Source organism: Klebsiella sp. PCX (assembly GCF_021869705.1).
GTDB classification, from domain to species: Bacteria; Pseudomonadota; Gammaproteobacteria; order Enterobacterales; family Enterobacteriaceae; genus Klebsiella; species Klebsiella quasipneumoniae.
Genome location: NZ_CP091527.1, coordinates 2181765 through 2204161 on the forward strand (window position 1 = coordinate 2181765; position 22397 = coordinate 2204161).

Genomic DNA, 22397 nt, shown 5'->3' on the forward strand with positions numbered 1-22397 from the left:
TTCACTCTTTCTCCATGTTCAGCGGGAAATGACAGGCGTACAGGTGATTGCGCACCCCGGTAAGACGCGGCGTTTCAATACACTCGCGCTGGGCGTACGGGCAGCGGGGCCCCAGCCGGCAGCCGATGGGCAGCTGCTCCAGCAGCGGGATCGCCCCCGGCAGGGTGTTGAGGCGGCTTTTATGCGGCATGGCGCTGCCAAAATCCGGGATAGCGCGGATTAACGCCTGGGTGTAGGGGTGATGCGGCAGGGTGATCAGCTCTTCGCTGGGCCCGCTCTCCACCGTCTGCCCGCAGTACATGACGTTGATTTTATCCGCCCATTTGCTGAGCATCTGCAGGTCGTGGCTGATCAGCAAAATGGTGGTGTTGTTGTTCTGGTTGAGCCGCGTCAGCAGGCGGATAATCTGCGCCTGAGTCGTTGGCTCCATGGCGTTGGTCGGCTCATCGGCGATCAGCAGGCGTGGCTGGTTGGCCAGGGCGATGGCAATCATCACCTTCTGGCACTCGCCTTCGGTCAGCTGATAGGGGAAGCTGCGCATGGCGTCTTTGTGATCTTTAATCCCGACGCGGTGCAACAGCTCGATGGCCCGCCGCTTGCGCCAGCCAAGTCGCTGCCACCAGCGCCCTTTGTAAGTCCAGCCGGGAATACTCTGGATCAGCTGCTGGCCGATGCGCTCAGAGGGATCGAGGCACGACTGCGGCTCCTGGAATATCATCGACACGTTGTGGCCGATCAGTTTTCGGCGCTCGCGGTTCGACAGCCGCAGCAGGTCGATGTCGTCGAAGCGCATGCGGTCGGCCGTGACCCGCCAGTTGTCCTTTGTCACGCCGCAGATAGCTTTGGCGATCAGGCTCTTCCCGGAGCCGGATTCCCCGACCAGGCCACGGATTTCGCCTTCGGTCAGGGTCAGGCTGACACGATCGACGGCTTTCACCCAGCCTTCGTTGGTTTTAAATTCGATGGTTAAGTGACGAATATCGAGTAACGGCATTATTCTACCCCGGCAATGATCGCCCGGCGAATACCGTCGCCCAGCAGGTTGACCAGCAGTACGCTGAGCATAATCGCGGCCCCGGGCAGCATCACGGTCCACGGCGCAACATAGATAAGCTCCAGCGCATCGCCCAGCATCGCTCCCCATTCCGGCGAAGGCAGCTGAGCGCCGAGGTCAAGAAAGCCCAGCGCGGCGATATCCAGAATAGCCATCGACAGGGCGCGGGTGATCTCGGTCACCAGGCCTGAGGCGATATTGGGCAGAATGGCGAACAACAGAATATTCAGCGTCGACGCCCCGTCGAGGCGGGCGGCGATGATGTACTCTTTCTCCAGCTCATCGTGGACCATGCTGTAGACGGAACGCACCATCCGCGGCAGCAGCGCCAGCCAGACGGCAAACATCGCATGGCTGAGGTGCGGCCCGGCAAAGGCGACGACGATGATGGCCAGCAGTAGCGAGGGGATGGAGAGTAGGGTATCGAGGATATGGTTCATCACCGCCGAGCGCAGGCCGTGGGTCGACCCGGCAATGACGCCCAGCACCAGGCCAAACAGCGTGGCGCCGAGGGTGACGACAAAAGCGCCGCCGACGGTCGGCGCCGCGCCGCTCAGCAGCCGGCTGAGCACATCGCGCCCCAGGTCATCGGTCCCGAGGAAGAAAGAGACTTCGCCATAGCGCGACCACGATGGCGGCAGTAGCTGGTAGCCGAGGAACTGCTGGTCGATGCCGTAGGGGGCGAACCAGCCGCCGAAGACGCAGAGCAGCAGCAGCCCCGCGCAGCCGTACAGGCCGATCATCGCCGTGGTGTCGCCATAGAATTTACGCCATACGGTGCGCAGCGCGCCGGGCGGACGCTTTTCCAGATAAACGCTATCGTAGGGCATAACATTCCTTATGTTTCAGTGGGTTAGCCATGGCACCGAGAATATCGGAAATCACGTTGACAATAATCACCAGCGCGCCAATCACCATTACTCCGGCGGAGATCGCCGCGTAGTCCTGCTGACGAATGGCGTTGATCAGCCAGCGGCCCAGTCCGGGCCAGCTGAACACCATCTCGGTGATCATCGCCAGGGTGAGCATGGTGGAAAACTGCAGGCCGAGGCGCGGGATCACCGGCGGCAGGGCGTTGTGCAGCACGTGGCGCAGTAGAATTTTGCGTCGCGACACGCCGCGGGTGGCGGCCGCCTTGACGTAGTTGGTGTCATAGACCTCGCTGGTGCTAATGCGCATCAGGCGGATCACTTCGGTAGTAGGGGCTACCGCCAGGGTCAGCACCGGCAGCACCATATGCCGGGCGGCGCTGACGATCATCTCATGGCGCCACGGTGAGTCCGAAAGCCAGGCGTCGATCAGCGCGAAACCGGTGACGTTTTTCACCTCATACAGCAGGTCGAAGCGGCCGGAGACCGGAAGCCAGCCGAGGGTCAGGGAGAAGAAGAGGGTCAGGAGCAGCGCGAGCCAGAAGACCGGGATCGAAAAACCGACCAGCGCAACGGCGCTGATCAGGGTATCGGGCCATTTGTTGCGCATCACGCCGGCGATCATCCCCACCGGAATGCCAATCAGTAGGGCAAAGCCGAAGGCGAGGATGCACAGCTCCATGGTCGCCGGGAACACCTCGCGCAACTGATCGGAAATCAGCTGGCCGTTGATGCTGGAGACGCCAAAATCCCAGTGTAGTACCCCTTCAAACCAGAACAGCCACGCATTCCACAGGGTCGCGCCCTGCAGCGGGGCATGGGGGGTGAAGTAGCTCAGGCTGAAGCCGACAAAGGTCAGAAAAAAGAGGGTGACCAACAGCAGCAGCAGACGGCGCAGGGTAAAAATAATCATGGTTTTTTCACCTCTTCGGTTTTCTCCCGCGATACGCCAGCGAAGGAAGCGTTACCGAAGGGGCTAAGCACCAGACCTTTCATATCATAGCGATAGGCCTGCAACCGCAGCGACGAGGCCAGCGGCAGGACCGGCAGTTCACGGGCGAGGATGCGCTGGGCCTCTTTGTAAGCGTCCATCCGCGAGGAGAGCTGTTGCGAGAGCAGCGCTTTTTGCAGCACGTCATCAAATTCCCGGTTACACCAGTGGGCAAAGTTGGTTTGCGAGGCGATCGCCGCGCAGCTCAGCAGCGGCCGGAAAAAACTGTCCGGATCGTTACTGTCCGTCGCCCAGCCGGAGAGGGTCAGGTCATGGTTCATGTCCATCAGCCGCGCCTCCTGGAAGCGCCCCTCCACCGGCATGATGATTACTTTGACGCCAATCTGCGCCATATCCGCCTGGATCAGCTCGGCTGTTTTCAACGGGCTGGGGTTCCACGCCTGCGAGCTGGTGGGAACCCACAGCTTGAGGGTGAGATTTTCCAGCCCCAGCGCCTTCAGACGAGCACGAGCCTCCTGGGGATTATATTCGGTAATCTTAGCGTCGTTATCGTAGGCCCAGGAGGCGCGCGGCAGCATCGACGCCGCCGTCTCCGCGGTGCCGTAGTAGATGGACTGCATCAGGCGCTGGTTGTTGATAGCTAGCGCCAACGCGTGGCGTACCTCCGGGTTGTCCAGCGGCGGCTTGGCGGTGTTGAAGGCCAGCCAGGCAATGTTCATCCCCGGACGCAGCGTCAGGCGCAGGCGCGGGTCGTCACGCAGGATCGTCAACTGGCTGGCGGCCGGCCAGGCCAGCACGTCGCATTCGCCGGTCAGCAGTTTTGACAGGCGGCCGGTACCGCCGGAGCCGAGGTCGACCACCACCTGCGGCATCAACGGTTTGCCGCGCCAGTACCCGGGGTGGCGCTGAAGGCGAACATACTGTCCGGAGCGGTACTCTGACAACTGGAACGGGCCGGTGCCCACCGGCTGGCGATCGAGCTGTTCCTGACGATCGTCCTGCGTTAAGCGGGCGGCATATTCGGCGGAGGTAATCGACGCATAGTGGGTGGCAAGATGCCAGAGGAATGAGGCATCCGGCCGCTTGAGGCGAAATTCCACGGTCTGATTATCGAGCTTGCGGACGCTTTCCACGCTGTCGGCAAACTGCAGGCTGTCGAAGTAGGGGAAGCTGCTGCCGTTGACGTTGTGCCAAGGGTGATCGCGGTTAAAGATGCGGCCAAAGGTAAAGATCACGTCATCGGCGTTGAAATCCCGCGTCGGGGAGAACCATGCCGTGCGTTGAAACGGGACGTGGCGGCGCAGGTGAAAACGGTAGGTGGCGCCGTTATCAAGGACTTCCCAGCTCTCAGCCAGCTCGGGGACCAGCCGATAGGTATAAGGGTCGACGTCAAGCAGGCGATCGTAGATCTGCGCAGCCAGCGTATCGACGATCAGTCCGCTGCTCACTTTCTGCGGATTAAAGGTATTCACCTGGCCGCTGACGCAATAGACGAAACCGCTGTCGCGAATATCGGCGCGGTCGGGGAGCGCAGGGGCGGCAAAAGCCTGCCCACACAGCAGGGAAACCGCTGCCAGGAGAGATGACAATTTCAGGCGCATATTTTCTGTTTGATTATAGAGTTGAACTCTATCTTATTAAGATTCATAGACATTCACCACCGCCTTCAACAAGCCTGAGGGATAATGCGGTTACCGGGGGCGTATAGTATTCAGTCAATTGATTAAAATAGTCGCGGAACCGAGTCTGTATAATGAAACATGGTAACTTTTTATCGCCGATATCGCCAGTCAGCTCTGTTTGGCCGCGATTGACCGGACGGTGGAAGCGACGCTAACGCCGAGGATAAATTCAGTATAGCGGGGAGAAAGCAGATGGTCCGACGGGCGGCTAACCCTACCCGTCGGGTGTAATAAAGGGGCGGAACGTCTTTGCTTATTGTGACAACGTCACTTTTTGGTAATCCATATTCCGTAAGTCCTCCAGCAGCCCGGGGCCGACCGGCTGCCACTGCAATCGCTCGCGGGTCCATGCCGAGCTGGCGCGCAGCTCAAGGGCGGTAAAGGGGGCAAACCAGCCGAACCAGGCGTCGGCCTGCGTCTCATCCAACTGGGTCAGCGGCAGATTTAAACCCCGGGCGATGACTGCGGCGATCTCTCGTAACGCGATCCCCTCTTCAGCCACCGCATGGTAGCGTTCGCCCGCAGCGCCCTGCAGCAGGGCGCTGACGTACAGGCGCGCGACGTCATCGACATGGGCGGCGGACCAGCGGTTGTTCCCCTCGCCGCGCAAGGCCACCGCGCCGCTGGTGACCGCGCGCTCGATATAGCAGGTCAGCAGCCCCTGGCGCACGGTGTCATGCACCTGCGGCAGGCGAACCACCCGGACGTCCACTCCCGCCTCCAGCAGCTGCTGGCCGGCGAGCTCTGAAGCGGTGCGCGGGCTGGGGTGCGCTGCGTTAAAGCACGACTCGCGGGCCGGGGCGCCGCTCCCGTCGTCGCCCATCAGCGTGCCGGAGGTGATGACCAGCGGCCGCTCGCTGCCGCGCAGCGCCTGGCCCATGGTCAGGATCGCCTGGCGGTCTTTCTCGCAGTTGGCGGCAAAGCGGCTGAAGTCGTGGTCGAAAGCGGTATGGATCACCGCGTCGGCGCGCTCGACGCCCGCCAGCAGCGAATCGGGGGCATCCAGCGTGCCGCGATGCACCTCGACGCCTGCCGCTTCCAGGGCCTGCGCCGTAGCGTCGCTGCGCGCGAGGCCGATAACCTGATGACCCGACGCCTGCAGCGCCGGAAGAATACGCGAGCCGATAAATCCGCTCGCGCCGGTAAGAAATATACGCATCATGAACCTCCTGAACGGGTTTTCAGGCGTATCCTACCCACGATGTCATACTATAAAAGTAGAGACATTATCGGGGTATAAATTCTAACAGGAAGACTCACAGGCAGATGATGAACACTTTTGACAATCATGCTTTAGGTGATTTTCTCCGCGCCAGGCGTCAGCGTCTCGACCCGGCGACGTTTGGCTTCCCGGCGGGACGCCGGCGCACGCCGGGCCTGCGTCGTGAAGAGGTCGCCCAGCTGGCCAGCATCAGCCCGACCTGGTATACCTGGCTTGAACAGGGCCGCGGCGGGGCGCCTTCCCGCGAGGTGCTGGAGCGGATCGCCCGCGGTCTGCGGCTGACCACCCCGGAGCGCGAACATCTGTTTATTCTCGCCTTCGGCCATCCGCCGCAGACCCGTTTGACGGTCACGGATGATATGACGCCGCGGCTGCAGCGGGTGCTTGACGCCTTCACCATTCCGGCGATTATCCGTACCGCCAGCTGGGACGTGATCGCCTGGAACACGGCGGCGGCCAGGGTGCTGACCGACTACGGCCAGCTGCCGCTGGCGGAGCGCAACGTGCTGCGCCGCCTGTTTACCCGGCCTGAGGCCCGCTGCACCCTGGAGGACTGGCAGACGGTTGGGCAGCTTATCGTTAACGCCTTTCGCGCCGACGTCACGCGAATGGGCGCCACGAAAGAAACTGACCAGTTGATCGCGGAGCTCAGCCAGCAAAGCGTCGAGTTCGCCCGTTTCTGGCAAAGCCATGACGTCGCCGGCCACGGCGAAGGCTATAAGCGCATTAACCACCCGCAGATGGGCCCGCTCGATCTGGAGTTCACCTCTTTTGCCGTGGAAGGCCGCCCCGATCTGTCGCTGCTGGTTTTCAACCCGGCGACGACGGAGAGCCAGCGCAAAATTCACGGTTTGCTTCAGGCGTCAGGATCCTCGCCGGGGGAGAGCTGAGGGGTAAATTCGTACAGCGCCAGGGCGTTACTCTCCAGCGAGTCGACCCGCAGCCAGTGGCCATTGAGCCGGGCCTCCTCCACGCTGAGCGCCGGACGAGCCTGATGCATCAGCCACTGATAATCTTCGGCGTCGGGGCCGCTGCGGCTGCGAAAGGCGTCCACCAGCGGGAACAGCGCGCCGTGGTGCTGATCGAACAGGTGCTGTTTGACGCGCCAGCGGCCCTTGAGCCCCTGCAGCCGCACACTGTACGGCTGGCTGAAGCGTTGAATAAAAGCCGCTTCGCTGGAGAGCCATGGGTTGTAGACCACCGTATTGCGCAGCAGTAGCTGGTAGTGCCCCTGATGATGGAGCAGCAGCAGGTTTTTGTCGTGGAACAGGATCTCGCCGCGCAGCCGTCGCCAGAGCCACAGCACCCAGTAAACCGGGCGCGGCAGCCCGTGCAGATAGTGCAGCGCCAGGCTTGAGGTATCCAGCTTGCCGTTGGCGCGGGCTTCGCCCTGAAGGCCGGAATTTAACCAGAAGCCCGCCAGCCAGACCTGGTCAGCGACCCCCAGCAGATTATCCATCAACAGCGCGCCGCGAAAAAAGCGCCCGTTAGTGTCCCGCGTATCGCCGGTCAGCGTATTCCACGAGAGCAGCCATAGCGGCAGGTTGAGCTGCCGTTGACGCAGGGCGCTGTGGATCTGCCGCAGCTTATGCGCCGGATAGTGCTCGCTGGAGGCCAGACTGCTGCTGTCCGCCTGGGCCAGATCGAGCTGTTCGTTGGCATCCGCCTGGCTGGCGAGAAAATCGGCTTCCGCCAGCAGCGGCGAGTGGAACAGGGAATCGTCCCCCGGCGCGCTGGCGGCAAAGCGGTGCCAGATCCCCAGCTGCGGCTGCGGCAGAAGACGGTGAAGAACCTCGCGCTGCTGCCGCCAGGCGGCCTGGCGGGCCGCTTCGCTCGCCTGCGGCGACCAGTGCCAGACAAAGCGCCAGCTGCTGAGCGTCGCCGGCGGAAAATGGTTGGCAGCGAGTTGCAGGAAGCGCTGCAGCAGGTCGCTGCGAGTGGTGACCCCGGTATGCAGGATCACCTGCCAGCCCATCACCGCCAGCCAGCTGAAGATCTGCTGCAGGTTGTACCAGCAGGCGTAGCCAGCCATCTGCGGATCGTCCCAGCCGGTGCCGAACAGGCGGCTGCTGAGAAAGGCGTCGTTGATATCGATGGCATACACAGGCAGGACGCGGTGCAACTGCTCCAGCTCGCGGCGCACGTCCTCCCGCAGCAGATCGTCCAGCTCGCGCACGGTCACCACCATCCGGGTATGGCGCAGCACTGCGGCGCGTGCCGGTCGCTGGTGCAGGTTGATCTCCCGGGTTTGCGGCGGATTGATCAGCAGCGCCTGGCTCTCCCTGTCGGGTGGTTCGGGCTCATTAAGGCGGGCGTAGAGCCGGTCCACGGCCACCGGCTGCCAGCGATCTCCCTGCGGCGGGCGTGGTCGGCCAGGCTCCCGGGGGGACTGCTCGCGATACTGGCGCGGCGTCACGCCATGGTGGCGCTTAAACAGATCGCTCATCATTCGCGTGCTGGCGAACCCCTGTTCGCGGGCAATTTGCTGAACGGGTTTGCGGGTGGTTAACAGCTGGTCGGCGGCGTGGCGCAGGCGCAGCGCGGTGAGGTACTGAACAAAACTGACCCCAACCTCCTTGTGAAACAGGCGTGACAGCCAGGCCTCGGAGACAAACTCTGCGGCCGCCACCTCCTGTAAAGAGAGACGGCGCTGATAGTTGGCGTCGATCCGCGCCACCACGCTGGCTATCCTCCGGCTCCATTTTTCTGAATCGCGCCGCGGCGTGGAGACGATGGGCTGGCTGAAGCGCGTGGCCAGCAGCAGCGCTATCTCGCTCAACCAGCGGTTGGCCTCCAGCCGGTAATGGCCGGGATGATTGACCAGACCGCTCACCAGCAGCTGGCGCATCAGGCGGCGCAGGCCGTCATCGGCATCCCGGGTGCGCGGCGATATCTGGTAGTCGACGGCAAAAAAAGTGGTGTCGAGGCGGGCCAGCCAGCTGGCGGCGAGGGTCAGGATCATCACCGCGTTGCCCCCGGCGCTGCGCAGGCTCCAGCGACGGTTGCGGTTAACGATCGCCAGCTCGTCGACGGCAAGCTGCTGCGGCGCACCTTCCGCCTCCGTTAGATTTACGCTCCCTTCCAGCACCCACAGCAGCGTCAGCAGATCGCTTTCCGGGTGGCTCAGCTGACGCACATCGCGCACGGTGACGCTAAAGTCGCCTGAATGCTGCTCCACATGGCTCTCCTCTGTCGACAAAAAGCAACCGGTTGTTTTTTGTCATAACCGATATGTATGAAAAACACTCATTGATTTCTCGTCAATATAAAACAAAAAACCGCGCCTGAAAGCTGTTTCACCCGCATAAACTCGAAAGTGTCGTGCAAACACAACACAGGAATAAAAAAAATGACACATCCGTTGCTTGAAGCCTTGCAGGTCAACGAGGCGCAATTTATTGCCTTACGTCGCCGGTTCCACCAGCAGCCGGAGATCGGCTTTGAAGAGCATCAGACCAGCAGCGAGGTCGCCCGACTGCTTGGCGAGTGGGGATACGAGGTTCACCGCGGCCTGGCGGGCACCGGAGTGGTGGGCACGCTGCGCGTCGGCCACGGAAAAAAACGCCTCGGCCTGCGGGCCGATATGGATGCGCTGCCGATGCAGGAGCGGAGCGGGAAGCCGTGGGCAAGCCAGGTCGAAGGGCGCTTTCACGGCTGCGGCCATGACGGGCACACCACTACGCTGCTCTACGCGGCTGAATATCTGGCGCGCACACGCCAGTTTAACGGGACGCTGCAGCTGATTTTCCAGCCTGCGGAAGAGTTACTGTACGGTGGGCGGGTAATGGTCGAGGACGGTCTGTTTGACCAGTTTCCCTGCGACGCCATCTTCGGCCTGCACAATATGCCGGGTCAGCCGCTGGGTAAAATCGGCCTGCGCGACGGGGCGATGATGGCCTCCTCCGATACGCTGCATATTGAAGTGAAGGGCGTTGGCGGCCACGGCGCGGTGCCGGAGCATACGGTGGATGCCACGCTGGTGGCCTGCCATATTACCCTCGCGCTGCAGTCCATCGTCTCGCGCAATATCACCCCGTTTGAGCCGGCGGTGGTGACCGTCGGCAGCATCCAGGCCGGACATGCGCCCAATATCATTAACGATCACGTGCTGATGAAGCTCACGGTGCGCACCCTCAATGAGCAGGTACGTGAAACCGTGCTGCAGCGGATCCATGACATTGCCGTGGCCCAGGCGGAGAGCTTCAACGCCACGGCCACGCTGACCCACGTCAACGGCAGCCCGGTATTGCGTAACGATCCGGCGGCAAACGCTATGGTGCGGGAGGTGGCGACAGCGCTGTTTGGCGCAGAGCAGGTGGGCGAGGTGAAGCCGTTTATGGGCAGTGAAGATTTCGCTTTCATGCTGGAGCAGCACCCCCACGGCAGTTATTTCACTATCGGCGCTGGCGACGAGCCGGATCGCTGCATGGTGCATAACCCGGGCTATGACTTCAACGACGCGCTGTTGCTGACCGGCGCGGCGCTGTGGTGCGGCCTGACGGAACACTATCTGCGTTAATCACCGGAAACGGGAGGGCCATGCAATGAGCACTGTCACCGTAAGCGACACCCCCTTTGTCGGCAGCGATCGTCTGCTGGTAGGGATTGTGCTGAGCGTTTTAACCTTCTGGCTGTTTGCCCAGTCGGTGATTAACGTCGTGCCGGCGATGAAAAGCAGTCTTGATATTTCCCTTGAGACCCTAACCCTGGCTGTCAGCCTCAGCGCGCTGTTCAGCGGCTGTTTCGTGGTGGCCAGCGGCGGTCTGGCGGACAAGTTTGGCCGCATGCGGATGACCACCCTCGGACTGGGGCTGAGCATCATCGGCAGCGCCATGCTGGTACTGGCCCAGGGGCCGGGGCTGTTCCTCGCCGGCCGGGTGCTGCAGGGACTGTCGGCGGCGTGCATTATGCCGGCGACGCTGGCGCTGATTAAAACCTGGTACCAGGGACGCGCGCGTCAGCGGGCGGTCAGCTTCTGGGTCATCGGCTCGTGGGGCGGCAGCGGCCTGTGCTCTTTCGTTGGCGGAGCTATCGCCACCGGCCTGGGCTGGCGCTGGATCTTCGTCTTCTCCATTGCCGTCGCTCTGCTGGCGCTGTTTTTGCTGCGCGGCACGCCGGAGAGCCGCAGCGCCAGCGCCAGCCAGCATAAGCTGGACGTTGGTGGCCTGCTGAGCCTGATCGTCGGGCTGGTGCTGGTGAACCTGTTTATCAGCAAAGGCCACGGCTGGGGTTGGGCCAGTCCGCTGTCGTTGAGCATGCTGGCGGGGGCGCTGATCGCTGGCGCGGTGTTTATTCGCAGCGGGCTGCGCAAAGGCGAGGCGGCGCTGATCGATTTTGCGCTGTTTCGCAACCGGGCCTACGGTGCGGCGGTGCTGTCGAACTTTCTGCTCAACGGGGCGATTGGCACCATGATGATCGCCAGCATCTGGCTACAGCAAGGGCACCACCTGACGCCGCTGGAGAGCGGAATGATGACCCTCGGCTATCTGGTCACCGTCCTGGCGATGATTCGGGTCGGCGAGAAGCTGCTGCAGCGCTATGGCGCCCGGCTGCCGATGATGGCCGGCCCGGTGCTGACCGCCATCGCCATCGGCCTGATATCCTGCACCTTCCTCGATAAGGCGCTGTATATCGGCGTGGTATTCGCCAGCAACGTGCTGTTCGGCCTCGGCCTGGGCTGCTACGCCACGCCGTCAACGGATACGGCGGTGGCCAACGCGCCGGAGAACAAAATTGGCGTCGCCTCGGGGATCTACAAGATGGGCAGCTCGCTGGGCGGGGCGATGGGCATTGCCGTGACGGCGTCACTTTTCGCGCTGTTTTTGCCGCTGGGCATGGCCCATGCCGCCCAGTATGCCCTGTGGTTCAACGCCGCCTTATGCCTGGGGGCGATGGCGGTGAGCGCGCTGCTGCTGCCGCGCACTTCTCACAGCTGATGCTTTTTCAGCAGCGCGCGGAGCTGGTGATAGGTTAACCCCAGCAGCTCCGCCGCCTGCTTCTGATGATACTTCGCCTGCTGCAGACTCCGCTGCAGCAGGCGTTTTTCCTGCTGTAGCTGAAAATCGCGCAGATCCAGCGGCAGGGCGGGCAGCTCGTCCCCGGACACGGTCTCCGGCTCGGAGGCGGCGGTCTGACGGAAAGGGTTGAGGATAATGGCGTCCAGCTCGTGCTCGCTGTCTCCGTGGCGATAGACCGAGCGCTCGACGACGTTCTTCAGTTCACGAATATTCCCCGGCCAGCGGTAGCCGAGCAGCGTGGCGGTGGCACGTTCGCTGAATCCGGGAAACAGCGGCAGGCCGAGCTCACGGCACATCTGAATGGCAAACTGGTTGGCGAGCAGCATGATATCGCTCTGCCGTTCGCGCAGCGGCGGGAGCTGCACCACGTCGAAGGCCAGACGGTCGAGCAGGTCGGCGCGAAAGTGGCCTTCCTCCACCATGCGCGGCAGGTCAGCGTTGGTGGCGCACACCAGCCGGACGTTAACCTGCAGCGGCTGGCTGCCGCCCACGCGCTCCAGCTCGCCATATTCAATCACTCTTAACAGCTTCTCCTGCACCAGCATTGGGGCTGTCGCCAGCTCATCGAGAAACAGCGTCCCGCCGTCGGCGCGCTCGAAGCGCCCGGGATGGCGCTTGCTGGCGCCGGTGAAGGCCCCGGCTTCGTGGCCGAATAGTTCCGAATCGAGCAGATTGTCGTTCAGCGCCGCGCAGTTCAGCGAGATAAACGGCCCCTGCCAGCGGGCGGAGAGGTAGTGCAGACGGTTGGCGATAAGCTCTTTCCCGGTACCGCGCTCGCCGATGACCAGCACCGGCTTATCCAGCGGAGCCAGTCGGGAAACCTGTTCCAGCACCTCGAGAAAGCTGTTGGCCTCGCCCAGCAGATTATCCTTGTACTGCGCCATGATGAATTTCGCCATTAAATAGTGGGATTAACCAGGTGACTGTAGCAATGCCCTGCGCAATTCGCAACCACTCTGTTTAAAATCAATAAGATAAAAAGTTGGCACGCCATTTGTATTAGCTAACCCACAGGTGAATGCCTGCAACCAGAACTATGAGGACTGAAATTATGGGTATTTTTTCTCGTTTTGCCGACATCGTGAACGCCAACATCAACTCCCTGCTGGAGAAAGCGGAGGACCCGCAAAAGCTGGTGCGTCTGATGATCCAGGAGATGGAAGACACGCTGGTTGAGGTACGTTCCACGTCGGCCCGCGCGTTGGCCGAAAAGAAACAGCTGACCCGTCGTATTGAGCAGGCGGTCGCCCAGCAGGCGGAATGGCAGGAAAAGGCCGAGCTGGCCCTGCGCAAAGAGAAAGAGGATCTGGCCCGGGCGGCGCTGATCGAAAAACAGAAGCTGACCGACCTTATTGCTCAGCTGGACCACGAAGTGCAGCTGGTGGATGAAACGCTGGCGCGGATGAAGAAAGAGATTGGCGAGCTGGAGAACAAACTCAGCGAAACCCGCGCTCGTCAGCAGGCGCTGGCGCTGCGTCATCAGGCGGCGAGTTCGTCGCGCGATGTGCGTCGCCAGCTGGACAGCGGTAAACTGGATGAGGCGATGGCGCGCTTTGAATCCTTTGAGCGTCGCATCGATCAGATGGAAGCGGAAGCGGAGAGCCACCGCTTTGGCAAGCAGCAGACGCTGGATCAGCAGTTTGCCGAACTGAAAGCGGACGATGAAATCAGCGAGCAGTTGGCGGCGTTGAAAGCCAAAATGAATCAGTCCAACCAGTAAGTATGATTGCGCGGCGCGGCGTTGCGCCGCGGCTCACCCCCTGTAAGGAGTACACATGAGCATGCTTTTTCTCGCCATTCCGCTGACGCTGTTTGTGCTGTTTGTTCTGCCGGTCTGGCTATGGCTGCACTACAACAATCGCGGCGCCAACGGCAGTCTGACGCAAAATGAGCAGCAACGGCTGCTGCAGTTGACCGATGACGCGAAGCGGATGCGCGAGCGCATTCAGGCGCTGGAAGCGATCCTGGATGCCGAACATCCGAACTGGAGAGACAAATAATGGCTGGACTGGATCTGAATAAAAAACTGTGGCGTATTCCGCAGCGCGGAATGGTGAAGGGCGTCTGCGCGGGCATTGCTCAGCATCTTGACGTCCCGGTGAAGCTGGTGCGCCTGATTACCGTGCTGGCGATGATTTTTGGCCTCTTTTTCTTCGTCCTGGTGGCCTACATCATTCTGACCTTCGCCCTGGACCCGATGCCGGACAGTGAGCTGTACGGCCATAAAGCGCCGAGCAATGGCGATCTGTTGGCCGCCGTGGATGCCGAACTGGCCTCCGGCGAACAGCGTCTGCGTGAGATGGAACGGTACGTCACCTCCGACACCTTTACGCTGCGCAGCCGCTTTCGTCAGCTGTAAACCCTGTTGTTAACGAGTGAGGCAACGCATGAATAGCAAATGGCAACGCGCCGGGCAGCAGGTGAAGCCCGGTCTGAAAATCGTCGGTAAGCTGGCGCTGCTGACCGCGCTGCGTTATGGCCCGGCGGGCGTTGCCGGCTGGGCGGTCAAATCGGTCGCGCGGCGGCCGCTGAAAATGCTGCTGGCGGTGGCGCCGCTGCTCAGCCGGCTGGCCAACCGCGTCACGCGCGGGATGAAATAACGCCGCCGTGGGGAAGGCGCAAAAGGATTAACGTTGTCCTGCTTATTCCCGGCGGATAGCTTATGATGACGAGACACACCTTCAGGGCATAACGGACTGGCGATGAAGCGACTGAAAACTGAACTGAATGCGCTGGTCAACCGCGGGGTTGACCGGCATTTACGCCTGGCGGTGACCGGCCTGAGCCGCAGCGGCAAAACGGCGTTTATCACCGCGCTGGTCAACCAACTGTTAAATATTCACACCGGCGCCCGCCTGCCGCTGCTGAGCGCCGCGCGCGAAGAGCGACTGCTTGGGGTCAAGCGCGTGCCGCAGCGGGACTTCGGCATTCCGCGATTCACTTACGATGAAGGGCTGGCCCAGCTGTACGGCCAGCCGCCCATGTGGCCAACCCCGACGCGCGGCGTGAGCGAGATCCGTCTCGCGCTGCGCTACCGTTCCAATGACTCCCTGCTGCGCCACTTTAAAGACACCTCCACGCTGTATCTGGAGATTGTCGACTATCCGGGGGAGTGGCTGCTCGATTTGCCGATGCTGGCGCAGGATTATCTGAGCTGGTCGCGGCAGATGACCGGACTCCTGCAGGGACAGCGTGCAGAGTGGTCGGCCCGCTGGCGGCAGCTCTGCGCCGGGCTGGATCCGCTGGCTCCTGCCGACGAGGCCCGTCTGGCCGACATCGCCGCCGCCTGGACGGACTATCTGCACGCCTGTAAGCGTGAAGGGCTGCACTTTATCCAGCCCGGGCGCTTTGTCCTGCCCGGCGAAATGGCCGGCGCGCCGGCGCTACAGTTCTTCCCATGGCCAGACGTCGACGCCGTCGGCGAAGCCAAGCTGGCGCAAGCTGATAAACACAGCAACGCCGGCATGCTGCGCGAACGCTATAAGTACTACTGCGAAAAGGTAGTGAAGGGGTTCTACAAAGAGCACTTCCTGCGCTTCGACCGGCAGATTGTGCTGGTGGACTGCCTGCAGCCGCTCAACAGCGGGCCGCAGGCGTTTAACGATATGCGCCTGGCGCTGACCCAGCTGATGCAAAGTTTCCATTACGGGCAGCGCACCTTATTTCGCCGGCTGTTTTCGCCGGTCATCGACAAGCTGCTGTTCGCCGCCACCAAAGCCGACCACGTCACGGTGGATCAGCACAGCAATATGGTGTCGCTCCTGCAGCAGTTGATCCAGGATGCATGGCAGAATGCCGCCTTCGAGGGGATCAGTATGGATTGCCTGGGGCTGGCGTCCATTCAGGCGACCCAGAGTGGGCTGATTGAGCTGAACGGCGAGAAAATTCCCGCCCTGCGCGGCAATCGGCTGAGCGACGGCCAGCCGTTGACCATCTATCCCGGCGAGGTGCCGGCGCGCCTGCCGGGCCAGGCCTTCTGGCAGCAGCAGGGCTTTCAGTTTGAAAACTTTCGTCCGCAGGTCATGGATGTCGATCGGCCCTTGCCGCACATTCGCCTCGACGCGGCGCTGGAATTTTTGATTGGAGATAAACTGCGATGAGCGAACCGTTAAAACCGCGGATTGATTTTGATGGCCCGCTGCAGGCGGAAAAAACGCCGCCGCTGAAAAGCGCTCGCGCCTTCGACCGACTGGAAGCCGATAACTTCGCGCCGGCGCGTCTGGTGACCGGCGAAGAGGAAGAGGGGGCGGCAGAGGCGGTGGTGGAGTCAGTGCTGCGGCCGAAACGCAGTCTGTGGCGGCGGATGGTCAGCGCTGGCCTGGCGATCTTCGGCGTCAGCGTCGTGGCGCAAGGGGTGCATTGGACCGCCAACGCCTGGCAGACCCAGGACTGGATTGCGCTGGGCGGCTGCGTCGCCGGGGCGCTGATCGTCGGCGCCGGCGTCGGATCGGTGGCCACCGAGTGGCGCCGCCTGTGGCGACTGCGCCAACGCGCCCACGAACGCGATGAAGCCCGCGATATGCTGCACAGTCACGCGGTCGGTAAAGGGAAAGCCTTTTGTGAGAAGCTGGCGCAGCAGGCCGGGCTGGATCAGTCGCATCCGGCGCTGCAGCGCTGGTATGCCGCCATCCACGAAACGCAAAGCGACCGGGAAGTGGTCAGCCTCTATGCCCAACTGGTGCAGCCGGTGCTTGATGCTCAGGCGCGGCGGGAAATCAGCCGTTCGGCGGCGGAGTCGACGCTGATGATCGCCGTCAGCCCGCTGGCGCTGGTGGATATGGCGTTTATCGCCTGGCGCAATCTGCGGTTGATCAACCGGATTGCCACCCTGTACGGCATTGAGCTCGGGTATTACAGCCGCCTGCGCCTGTTTCGCCTGGTGCTGCTGAATATCGCTTTCGCCGGCGCCAGCGAACTGGTGCGCGAGGTGGGCATGGACTGGATGTCGCAGGATCTGGCGGCCCGGTTGTCGGCGCGCGCCGCGCAGGGCATCGGCGCCGGCCTGCTCACCGCCCGCCTCGGGATCAAGGCGATGGAGCTGTGCCGCCCACTGCCGTGGCTCGCCGATGATAAACCGCGGCTCGGCGATTTTCGTCGCGAGCTGATTGGCCAGCTGAAAGAGACCCTGCAGAAAAGCAAAACCAGTCCGGAGAAGTAACCTCCGCTCAGAGACATCGCCGGGCGGCGGTTTCGCCTTGCCCGGCCTGCGAGGTTATGTAGAATCCCGGCTCGCCCTGGCGTCAATTTCACCACTGACCGCCTGACTTTACGGCGCAACGCCCATTTTTCCGCCATGCTGTCAATAATTGTTGACAGTTAGCTTCCCGAAAGTCCATTCCTGGCCTATTATTCTCCGGTCATTGGCACTTTTAGGGTGAACACTCCCATGCGTCTTGAAGTCTTTTGTGAAGACCGCCTCGGTCTGACTCGTGAATTGCTCGATTTGCTGGTGCTGCGCGGCATTGATCTGCGTGGTATCGATATTGACCCTATTGGCCGTATCTACCTCAATTTTGCCGAACTGGAGTTTGCCACCTTCAGCAGCCTGATGGCGGAGATCCGCCGTATCGCCGGCGTGACAGACGTGCGCACCGTGCCGTGGATGCCATCTGAGCGTGAACATCTTGCGCTCAGCGCGCTGCTGGTGGCGATGCCGGAGCCGGTGCTGTCGCTGGATACCAAAGGCAGGGTCGAACTGGCCAACCCCGCCAGCTGCCTGCTGTTTGGCCAAAGCCAGGCGAAGCTGCGCAACCATCCGGTGGCCCAGCTGATCGCCGATTTCAACGTCCAGCGCTGGCTGGAAAGTAGCCCGCAGGAGACGCATGCGGAGCATGTGGTGGTGAACGGGCAGAACTACCTGCTGGAAGTGACCCCGGTCTATCTGGAAGGGGAGCATAACGAGCGAGTGCTGACCGGCGCCGTGGCGATGCTGCGCTCAACCGTGCGCATGGGACGGCAGCTGCAGACCATGACCAGCCAGGACACCAGCGCCTTCAGTCAGATCCTCGCGGTGGGGCCGAAAATGCGCCACGTGGTGGAGCAAGCGCGCAAGCTGGCGATGCTCAGCGCGCCGCTGTTGATTGTCGGCGATACGGGCACCGGCAAAGATCTGCTGGCGCATGCCTGCCATCTGGCCAGCCCGCGGGCGGGCAAACCCTATCTGGCGCTTAACTGTGGCTCCATTCCCGAGGACGCGGTCGAGAGCGAACTGTTCGGCGACGCCCTGCAGGGCAAAAAAGGCTTCTTCGAGCAGGCCAATGGCGGTTCGGTGCTGCTGGATGAAATTGGCGAGATGTCGCCGCGAATGCAGACCAAGCTGCTGCGCTTTCTCAACGACGGCACCTTCCGCCGCGTCGGCGAGGATCATGAAGTACACGTCGATGTGCGGGTGATCTGCGCGACGCAGAAAAACCTGGTCGAGCTGGTGCAGAAAGGGCTGTTCCGCGAAGATCTCTACTATCGCCTCAACGTCCTGACCCTGTATCTGCCGCCGCTGCGCGACTGCCCGCAGGACATTATGCCGCTGACGGAGCTGTTTGTTGCCCGCTTTGCTGATGAGCAGGGGATCCCGCGGCCGAAGCTCTCCGCCGACCTGAGTACGGTGCTTACCCGATACAGCTGGCCCGGCAACGTTCGTCAGCTGAAGAATGCTGTCTATCGTGCGCTAACCCAGCTGGAAGGATTCGAACTGCGTCCGCAGGACATTCTGCTGCCGGACCACGACGTCGCCTCGCTGCCGGTGGGCGAGGAGGCCATGGAAGGGTCGCTGGACGACATTACCCGCCGTTTTGAGCGCTCGGTGCTAACCCAGCTCTATCGCAGCTACCCCAGCACCCGTAAGCTGGCGAAGCGGCTGGGGGTGTCGCATACCGCCATCGCTAATAAGCTGCGTGAATATGGCCTGAGTCAGAAAAAGGGCGACGAATAATCCCGCCAGGCCGGCGACCTATGTCGCCGGCATTCGGCCTGCAAAGCGGGCCAAACCTGTATATACTGGTTTTTTAATTCTTTTTCCGGGGTGGTGCATCTTGGCGTCGCGTCGCGCGATCGGGCAGTGGCTGATATTGCTGCTGCTCTCCGTTCTCTTTTCCTCGCTGCTGTTACGCCTTCATTTGCCGGCAGCGCTGCTGCTGGGGCCGCTGATCGCCGGTCTCATTTTGAGCCTGCGCGGGGTGAAGCTGAGCATCCCTCGCCCCTGTTATCTGGCGGCGCAGGCCATTGTTGGCTGCATGATCGCCAGGGCGATTAATCCCTCTGTTTTTGGCGTACTGTTCGCTAACTGGGCGCTGGTGCTGGCGATCCTGTTGACCACCCTGGCGATCAGCGGCCTCACCGGCTGGCTGTTGGTTCGCTATAGCGCGCTGCCGGGCGCCACCGGCGCCTGGGGAAGCTCTCCCGGCGGGGCGTCGGCAATGGTAGTGATGGCCCAGGAGTACGGGGCAGATGTGCGGCTGGTGGCGCTGATGCAGTATCTACGGGTGCTGTTTGTCGTCGGCGCGGCGGCGCTGGTGGTGCGCTATGCCCTGGGCAACGAGGCGCAGGCAATGAGCCAGGCCATCGTCTGGTTTGCGCCGTTGACCCTCAATTTTCCTATCACGCTGTTGCTGACGGCGGCGGCCTGTTGGCTGGGCGTCCGGCTGCGTATCCCTTCCGGAGCCATGCTGCTGCCGATGCTGTTCGGCGCGCTGGTCCAGGGCGGCGGCTGGGTGATGCTGGAGCTGCCGGAGTGGTTGCTGGCGATGGCCTACGCGGTGCTGGGCTGGACGGTGGGCCTGCAGTTTAACAAAGCGGTTTTTCTACTGGCCCTGAAGACGCTGCCGCAGATTATCGCCTCCATCCTCGGGCTGATCCTGATGTGCGCCCTGATGGCCCTTGCCCTGACTCATATTTTGCCGATGGACTTTATGACCGCCTATCTGGCCACCAGCCCCGGCGGGCTGGACACCGTGGCGATTATCGCCGCTGGTACCCGGGCGGATATGTCGTTCATCATGGCGCTGCAGACGCTGCGGCTGTTTACCATTTTGCTGACCGGTCCGGCGATGGCGCGGACGATTTCCCGCTATGCGCCGCGGCAATAAAAAGCCCCCGCAGAGCGGGGGCTGAGCAAAGCGAATGTCCGCAGGCGCGATGCGCCAGGGCAGTCTGTTATCAGGCTTTCAGGGCGGCCAGCGCGGCGTCGTAGTCTGGCTCTTCGGTGATTTCGTTCACCAGCTGGCTGTAGACGACCTGATCGTTTTCATCGATAACGACCACGGCGCGAGCGGCCAGGCCAGCCAGCGGACCGGCAGAGATAGCGACGCCGTAGTCAGCGAGGAACGATGCGCCGCGCAGCGTGGAAAGGGTCACCACGTTGCTCAGGCCTTCGGCGCCGCAGAAGCGAGACTGGGCGAACGGCAGGTCAGCGGAAATGCACAGCACCACGGTGTTGTCCAGTTCAGCGGCCAGCTGGTTGAATTTACGCACTGATGCGGCGCACACGCCGGTATCAATGCTCGGGAAAATATTCAGTACTTTACGTTTGCCGGCGTACTGGCTCAGCGCGACGTCAGAGAGATCTTTGGCGACCAGCGTAAACGGCTGCGCTTTAGCGCCTGCCTGCGGAATGGTGCCCTGAACAGAAACGGGGTTGCCCTGGAAATGCACGGTTTGTGACATGGTTATCTTCCTGTTTACATATAGTTAACGTCGCGAGTAGTGTATGACATCCGCCAGCTACACGGCAAACCCTATTTAACATTGACCAGAGAGGACAAGGGAATGCGTAATGTGCGAGTGTATGAGGAAGCCTGGCCGCTCCACACCCCCTTTGTGATCGCCCGCGGCAGCCGCAGCGAAGCAAAAGTGGTGGTGGTGGAACTGGAAGAGGACGGTGTGAAAGGCGTGGGCGAATGCACGCCTTATCCACGCTATGGCGAAAGCATCGCGTCGGTCATGGCCCAGGTGATGGCTATCGGCGAGCAGCTGGAGGCGGGACTTACCCGCGAACAGCTGCAGCGGCTGCTGCCCGCAGGCGCCGCGCGCAATGCCATTGACTGCGCCCTGTGGGATCTGCAGGCGCGGCGCGAAGGCAAAACCTTGCCCCAGCTGCTGGGAGTGACGTTGCCCGAGCGGGTGATCACCGCCCAGACGGTGGTCATTGGCACGGCGGATCAGATGGCGGCCAGCGCCGCGGCGCTGTGGCAGAAGGGTGCTCAACTGTTGAAGGTGAAGCTCGACGACCGGCTTATCAGCGAGCGGTTAATCGCTATTCGCCAGGCGGCGCCGCAGGCCACGTTGATTGTCGATGCCAATGAATCCTGGCACAGCGAGGGGCTGGCGGCGCGCTGCCAGCTGCTGGCGGACCTCGGCGTGGCGATGCTTGAGCAGCCGCTCCCCGCCGACGCCGATGCGGCGCTGGAAAACTTCGTTCATCCGTTACCGATTTGCGCCGACGAGAGCTGCCATACCCGGGAGAGCCTGCCGAGGCTGCGCGGGCGCTATGAGATGATCAATATCAAACTGGACAAAACCGGCGGCCTGACCGAAGCGCTGGCCCTGGCCGGGGAGGCGGAACGGCAGGGCTTTGAACGGATGCTGGGCTGTATGCTCTGCACCTCGCGCGGGATCGCCGCCGCGCTCCCCCTGGCGCCGCTGGCGCGCTTCGCCGACCTCGACGGCCCGACATGGCTGGCGGTGGACGTTGAGCCGGCGCTGCGGTTCAGCACCGGCGTGCTTCATCTTTAAGTTTAAGCCTGCCAGCGCAGCAGGTCGGTCATCGCCGGCAGGTAACGCTCCGTTGCCTCGTCGGCGGAGACCGGCGGAAACTCGGCGGTGATGCAGGGGAGCCCGATATCGGCGCACCAGCTGCCAAAGGAACCTGGGGTGTCGTAGCCCACGCTGCCCACCAGCGGCAGTGAGAAGGCGTCCGCCAGCCAGTGTCCCAGCGGGCTGTGTCCCGGGTCTTCGATGCAGGCCAGCGGATCGTGAAAGGAGACCACCCACGCCGGATGGATCTGATGGATCAACTGACACAGGGCCTGGGTCTCCCGCTCCGAACCAGGCTGCTCGCCGGTCAACAGCACCACGTCTCGTTCCGCCGCCGCGCTGTTCCAGCGGTACACCGTTTCCCCTTGTCTCCAGTTAGCGGCCGGAAAGTTACGGTTGAGGTCCACGCCGCGGGCGTTAGCGCGTAGCCCGAGCTGACAGCCGTCAGGATTGACCGTCAGGACCACGTGGTGGCGGCGCAGCTCCGGCTTCAGGGTGCGCAGGGCGCAGGAGAGGGTCACAATCGACGAATTCTCATCGCCGTGGGTGCCGGCAATAATCAGGCCGCTGCGGCTGTCGGCCATCGGCGCAGGAAACCACAGCAGCGGCGCGCCCAGTTCCGAGCTGCCGTACTGCCGGGTTCCCGGCGGAAAGTCGCCGCGCTGCGGGCGAGGACGTGAAATAGACATAGGGCTTCCTGTGTGTCGTTATTATTCAGTGTTGGCGAAAAGCGTGTTGGAATCAAACCCATTCCCGGAGGCGTGAAATCCGACGGCACATCAATTTTCTATCATATGTTGTTTGCAATTTCAGGTGATGAAACAAATAATTATCGCTCTGTTGGCGGTGTTTTT

The 22397-nt window shown here is 62.1% G+C and carries 21 protein-coding genes and 1 pseudogene; 13 read left to right on the forward strand and 9 right to left on the reverse strand.

Annotation, left to right across the window (positions count from 1 at the left end; all coding sequences use genetic code 11):
• Nucleotide 1: 1 nt before the first annotated feature.
• The 5 genes from sapD to GQR96_RS10290 form a co-directional block, all read right to left on the reverse strand.
• Nucleotides 2-994, reverse strand: coding sequence for a putrescine export ABC transporter ATP-binding protein SapD (gene sapD / locus GQR96_RS10270; RefSeq protein ID WP_004203899.1), 993 nt, complete (start codon nucleotides 992-994; stop codon nucleotides 2-4).
• Nucleotides 994-1884 (reverse strand): putrescine export ABC transporter permease SapC, encoded by an 891-nt coding sequence (gene sapC / locus GQR96_RS10275; protein WP_004151901.1) that lies wholly within the window; start codon nucleotides 1882-1884, stop codon nucleotides 994-996. Before sapC ends, sapD begins: the two co-directional genes overlap by 1 nt.
• Nucleotides 1871-2836 (reverse strand): putrescine export ABC transporter permease SapB, encoded by a 966-nt coding sequence (gene sapB / locus GQR96_RS10280; protein ID WP_069734201.1) that lies wholly within the window; start codon nucleotides 2834-2836, stop codon nucleotides 1871-1873. Before sapB ends, sapC begins: the two co-directional genes overlap by 14 nt.
• Nucleotides 2833-4476 (reverse strand): ABC transporter substrate-binding protein SapA, encoded by a 1644-nt coding sequence (sapA, locus tag GQR96_RS10285; protein ID WP_032455881.1) that lies wholly within the window; start codon nucleotides 4474-4476, stop codon nucleotides 2833-2835. The genes sapB and sapA overlap by 4 nt, the downstream gene beginning before the upstream one ends.
• A 334-nt stretch (nucleotides 4477-4810) precedes the next feature.
• On the reverse strand, nucleotides 4811-5719 hold the full coding sequence (locus GQR96_RS10290) for an SDR family oxidoreductase (RefSeq protein WP_074384446.1): 909 nt from the start codon (nucleotides 5717-5719) through the stop codon (nucleotides 4811-4813).
• Between the two features lie 107 nt (nucleotides 5720-5826).
• On the opposite strand from GQR96_RS10290, the gene GQR96_RS10295 reads away from it, so the two are divergent.
• Nucleotides 5827-6669 carry a helix-turn-helix transcriptional regulator gene (locus GQR96_RS10295; protein WP_064187333.1) on the forward strand — a complete coding sequence of 281 codons (843 nt, stop codon included), beginning with the start codon at nucleotides 5827-5829 and terminating at the stop codon, nucleotides 6667-6669.
• On the opposite strand, the gene GQR96_RS10300 is transcribed toward GQR96_RS10295, so the two are convergent.
• Nucleotides 6636-8957 carry a helix-turn-helix domain-containing protein gene (locus GQR96_RS10300; protein ID WP_065904013.1) on the reverse strand — a complete coding sequence of 774 codons (2322 nt, stop codon included), beginning with the start codon at nucleotides 8955-8957 and terminating at the stop codon, nucleotides 6636-6638. The two genes, GQR96_RS10295 and GQR96_RS10300, sit on opposite strands and share 34 nt — an antisense overlap.
• Nucleotides 8958-9128: 171 nt before the next feature.
• On the opposite strand from GQR96_RS10300, the gene GQR96_RS10305 reads away from it, so the two are divergent.
• Complete coding sequence (locus tag GQR96_RS10305; RefSeq protein ID WP_060656242.1) at nucleotides 9129-10298, forward strand: M20 aminoacylase family protein; 1170 nt, start codon at nucleotides 9129-9131, stop codon at nucleotides 10296-10298.
• A 25-nt stretch (nucleotides 10299-10323) separates the two neighbouring features.
• A complete protein-coding gene (locus GQR96_RS10310; RefSeq protein ID WP_064177923.1) occupies nucleotides 10324-11715 on the forward strand; it encodes an MFS transporter in 1392 nt (463 codons plus the stop codon).
• Here the strand turns inward: GQR96_RS10310 and pspF are convergent.
• Nucleotides 11706-12695 carry a phage shock protein operon transcriptional activator gene (gene pspF / locus GQR96_RS10315; protein WP_074195238.1) on the reverse strand — a complete coding sequence of 330 codons (990 nt, stop codon included), beginning with the start codon at nucleotides 12693-12695 and terminating at the stop codon, nucleotides 11706-11708. The two genes, GQR96_RS10310 and pspF, sit on opposite strands and share 10 nt — an antisense overlap.
• A gap of 152 nt (nucleotides 12696-12847) precedes the next feature.
• Here pspF and pspA point away from each other — a divergent pair, with 152 nt between their 5' ends.
• The 8 genes from pspA (at nucleotide 12848) to GQR96_RS10355 (ending at nucleotide 19877) form a co-directional block, all read left to right on the forward strand.
• Nucleotides 12848-13516, forward strand: coding sequence for a phage shock protein PspA (pspA, locus tag GQR96_RS10320; RefSeq protein ID WP_004203910.1), 669 nt, complete (start codon nucleotides 12848-12850; stop codon nucleotides 13514-13516).
• 55 nt (nucleotides 13517-13571) lie between these two features.
• Nucleotides 13572-13796, forward strand: a complete 225-nt coding sequence (pspB, locus tag GQR96_RS10325) for an envelope stress response membrane protein PspB (RefSeq protein ID WP_002901911.1) — start codon at nucleotides 13572-13574, stop codon at nucleotides 13794-13796.
• Nucleotides 13796-14155: an envelope stress response membrane protein PspC gene (gene pspC / locus GQR96_RS10330; RefSeq protein WP_004203911.1), complete on the forward strand. Its 360-nt coding sequence runs from the start codon at nucleotides 13796-13798 to the stop codon at nucleotides 14153-14155. The genes pspB and pspC overlap by 1 nt, the downstream gene beginning before the upstream one ends.
• Before the next feature lie 28 nt (nucleotides 14156-14183).
• Entirely contained in the window at nucleotides 14184-14396 is a 213-nt protein-coding gene (gene pspD, locus GQR96_RS10335) for a phage shock protein PspD (protein ID WP_069734200.1), read from the forward strand.
• A gap of 102 nt (nucleotides 14397-14498) precedes the next feature.
• Nucleotides 14499-15896, forward strand: coding sequence for a YcjX family GTP-binding protein (locus tag GQR96_RS10340; RefSeq protein WP_017900791.1), 1398 nt, complete (start codon nucleotides 14499-14501; stop codon nucleotides 15894-15896).
• A complete protein-coding gene (locus tag GQR96_RS10345) occupies nucleotides 15893-16954 on the forward strand; it encodes a YcjF family protein (protein WP_065904016.1) in 1062 nt (353 codons plus the stop codon). Before GQR96_RS10340 ends, GQR96_RS10345 begins: the two co-directional genes overlap by 4 nt.
• Nucleotides 16955-17182: 228 nt before the next feature.
• Nucleotides 17183-18724: a transcriptional regulator TyrR gene (gene tyrR / locus GQR96_RS10350; protein ID WP_004203915.1), complete on the forward strand. Its 1542-nt coding sequence runs from the start codon at nucleotides 17183-17185 to the stop codon at nucleotides 18722-18724.
• Between the two features lie 100 nt (nucleotides 18725-18824).
• Nucleotides 18825-19877 (forward strand): AbrB family transcriptional regulator, encoded by a 1053-nt coding sequence (locus tag GQR96_RS10355; RefSeq protein WP_004203916.1) that lies wholly within the window; start codon nucleotides 18825-18827, stop codon nucleotides 19875-19877.
• A 70-nt stretch (nucleotides 19878-19947) separates the two neighbouring features.
• Here the strand turns inward: GQR96_RS10355 and tpx are convergent, their stop codons facing one another.
• Nucleotides 19948-20454, reverse strand: coding sequence for a thiol peroxidase (gene tpx, locus GQR96_RS10360; RefSeq protein WP_004203917.1), 507 nt, complete (start codon nucleotides 20452-20454; stop codon nucleotides 19948-19950).
• Nucleotides 20455-20556: 102 nt separating this feature from the next.
• Here tpx and ycjG point away from each other — a divergent pair, with 102 nt between their 5' ends.
• On the forward strand, nucleotides 20557-21522 hold the full coding sequence (gene ycjG, locus GQR96_RS10365) for an L-Ala-D/L-Glu epimerase (RefSeq protein WP_043521190.1): 966 nt from the start codon (nucleotides 20557-20559) through the stop codon (nucleotides 21520-21522).
• Nucleotides 21523-21524: 2 nt separating this feature from the next.
• Here ycjG and mpaA read toward each other — a convergent pair whose 3' ends face one another.
• Nucleotides 21525-22232 carry a murein tripeptide amidase MpaA gene (mpaA, locus tag GQR96_RS10370; RefSeq protein ID WP_023318054.1) on the reverse strand — a complete coding sequence of 236 codons (708 nt, stop codon included), beginning with the start codon at nucleotides 22230-22232 and terminating at the stop codon, nucleotides 21525-21527.
• A 72-nt stretch (nucleotides 22233-22304) separates the two neighbouring features.
• Between mpaA and GQR96_RS10375 the strand changes: the two are divergent.
• Nucleotides 22305-22397: pseudogene (locus GQR96_RS10375) on the forward strand (hypothetical protein); the annotation flags it as partial.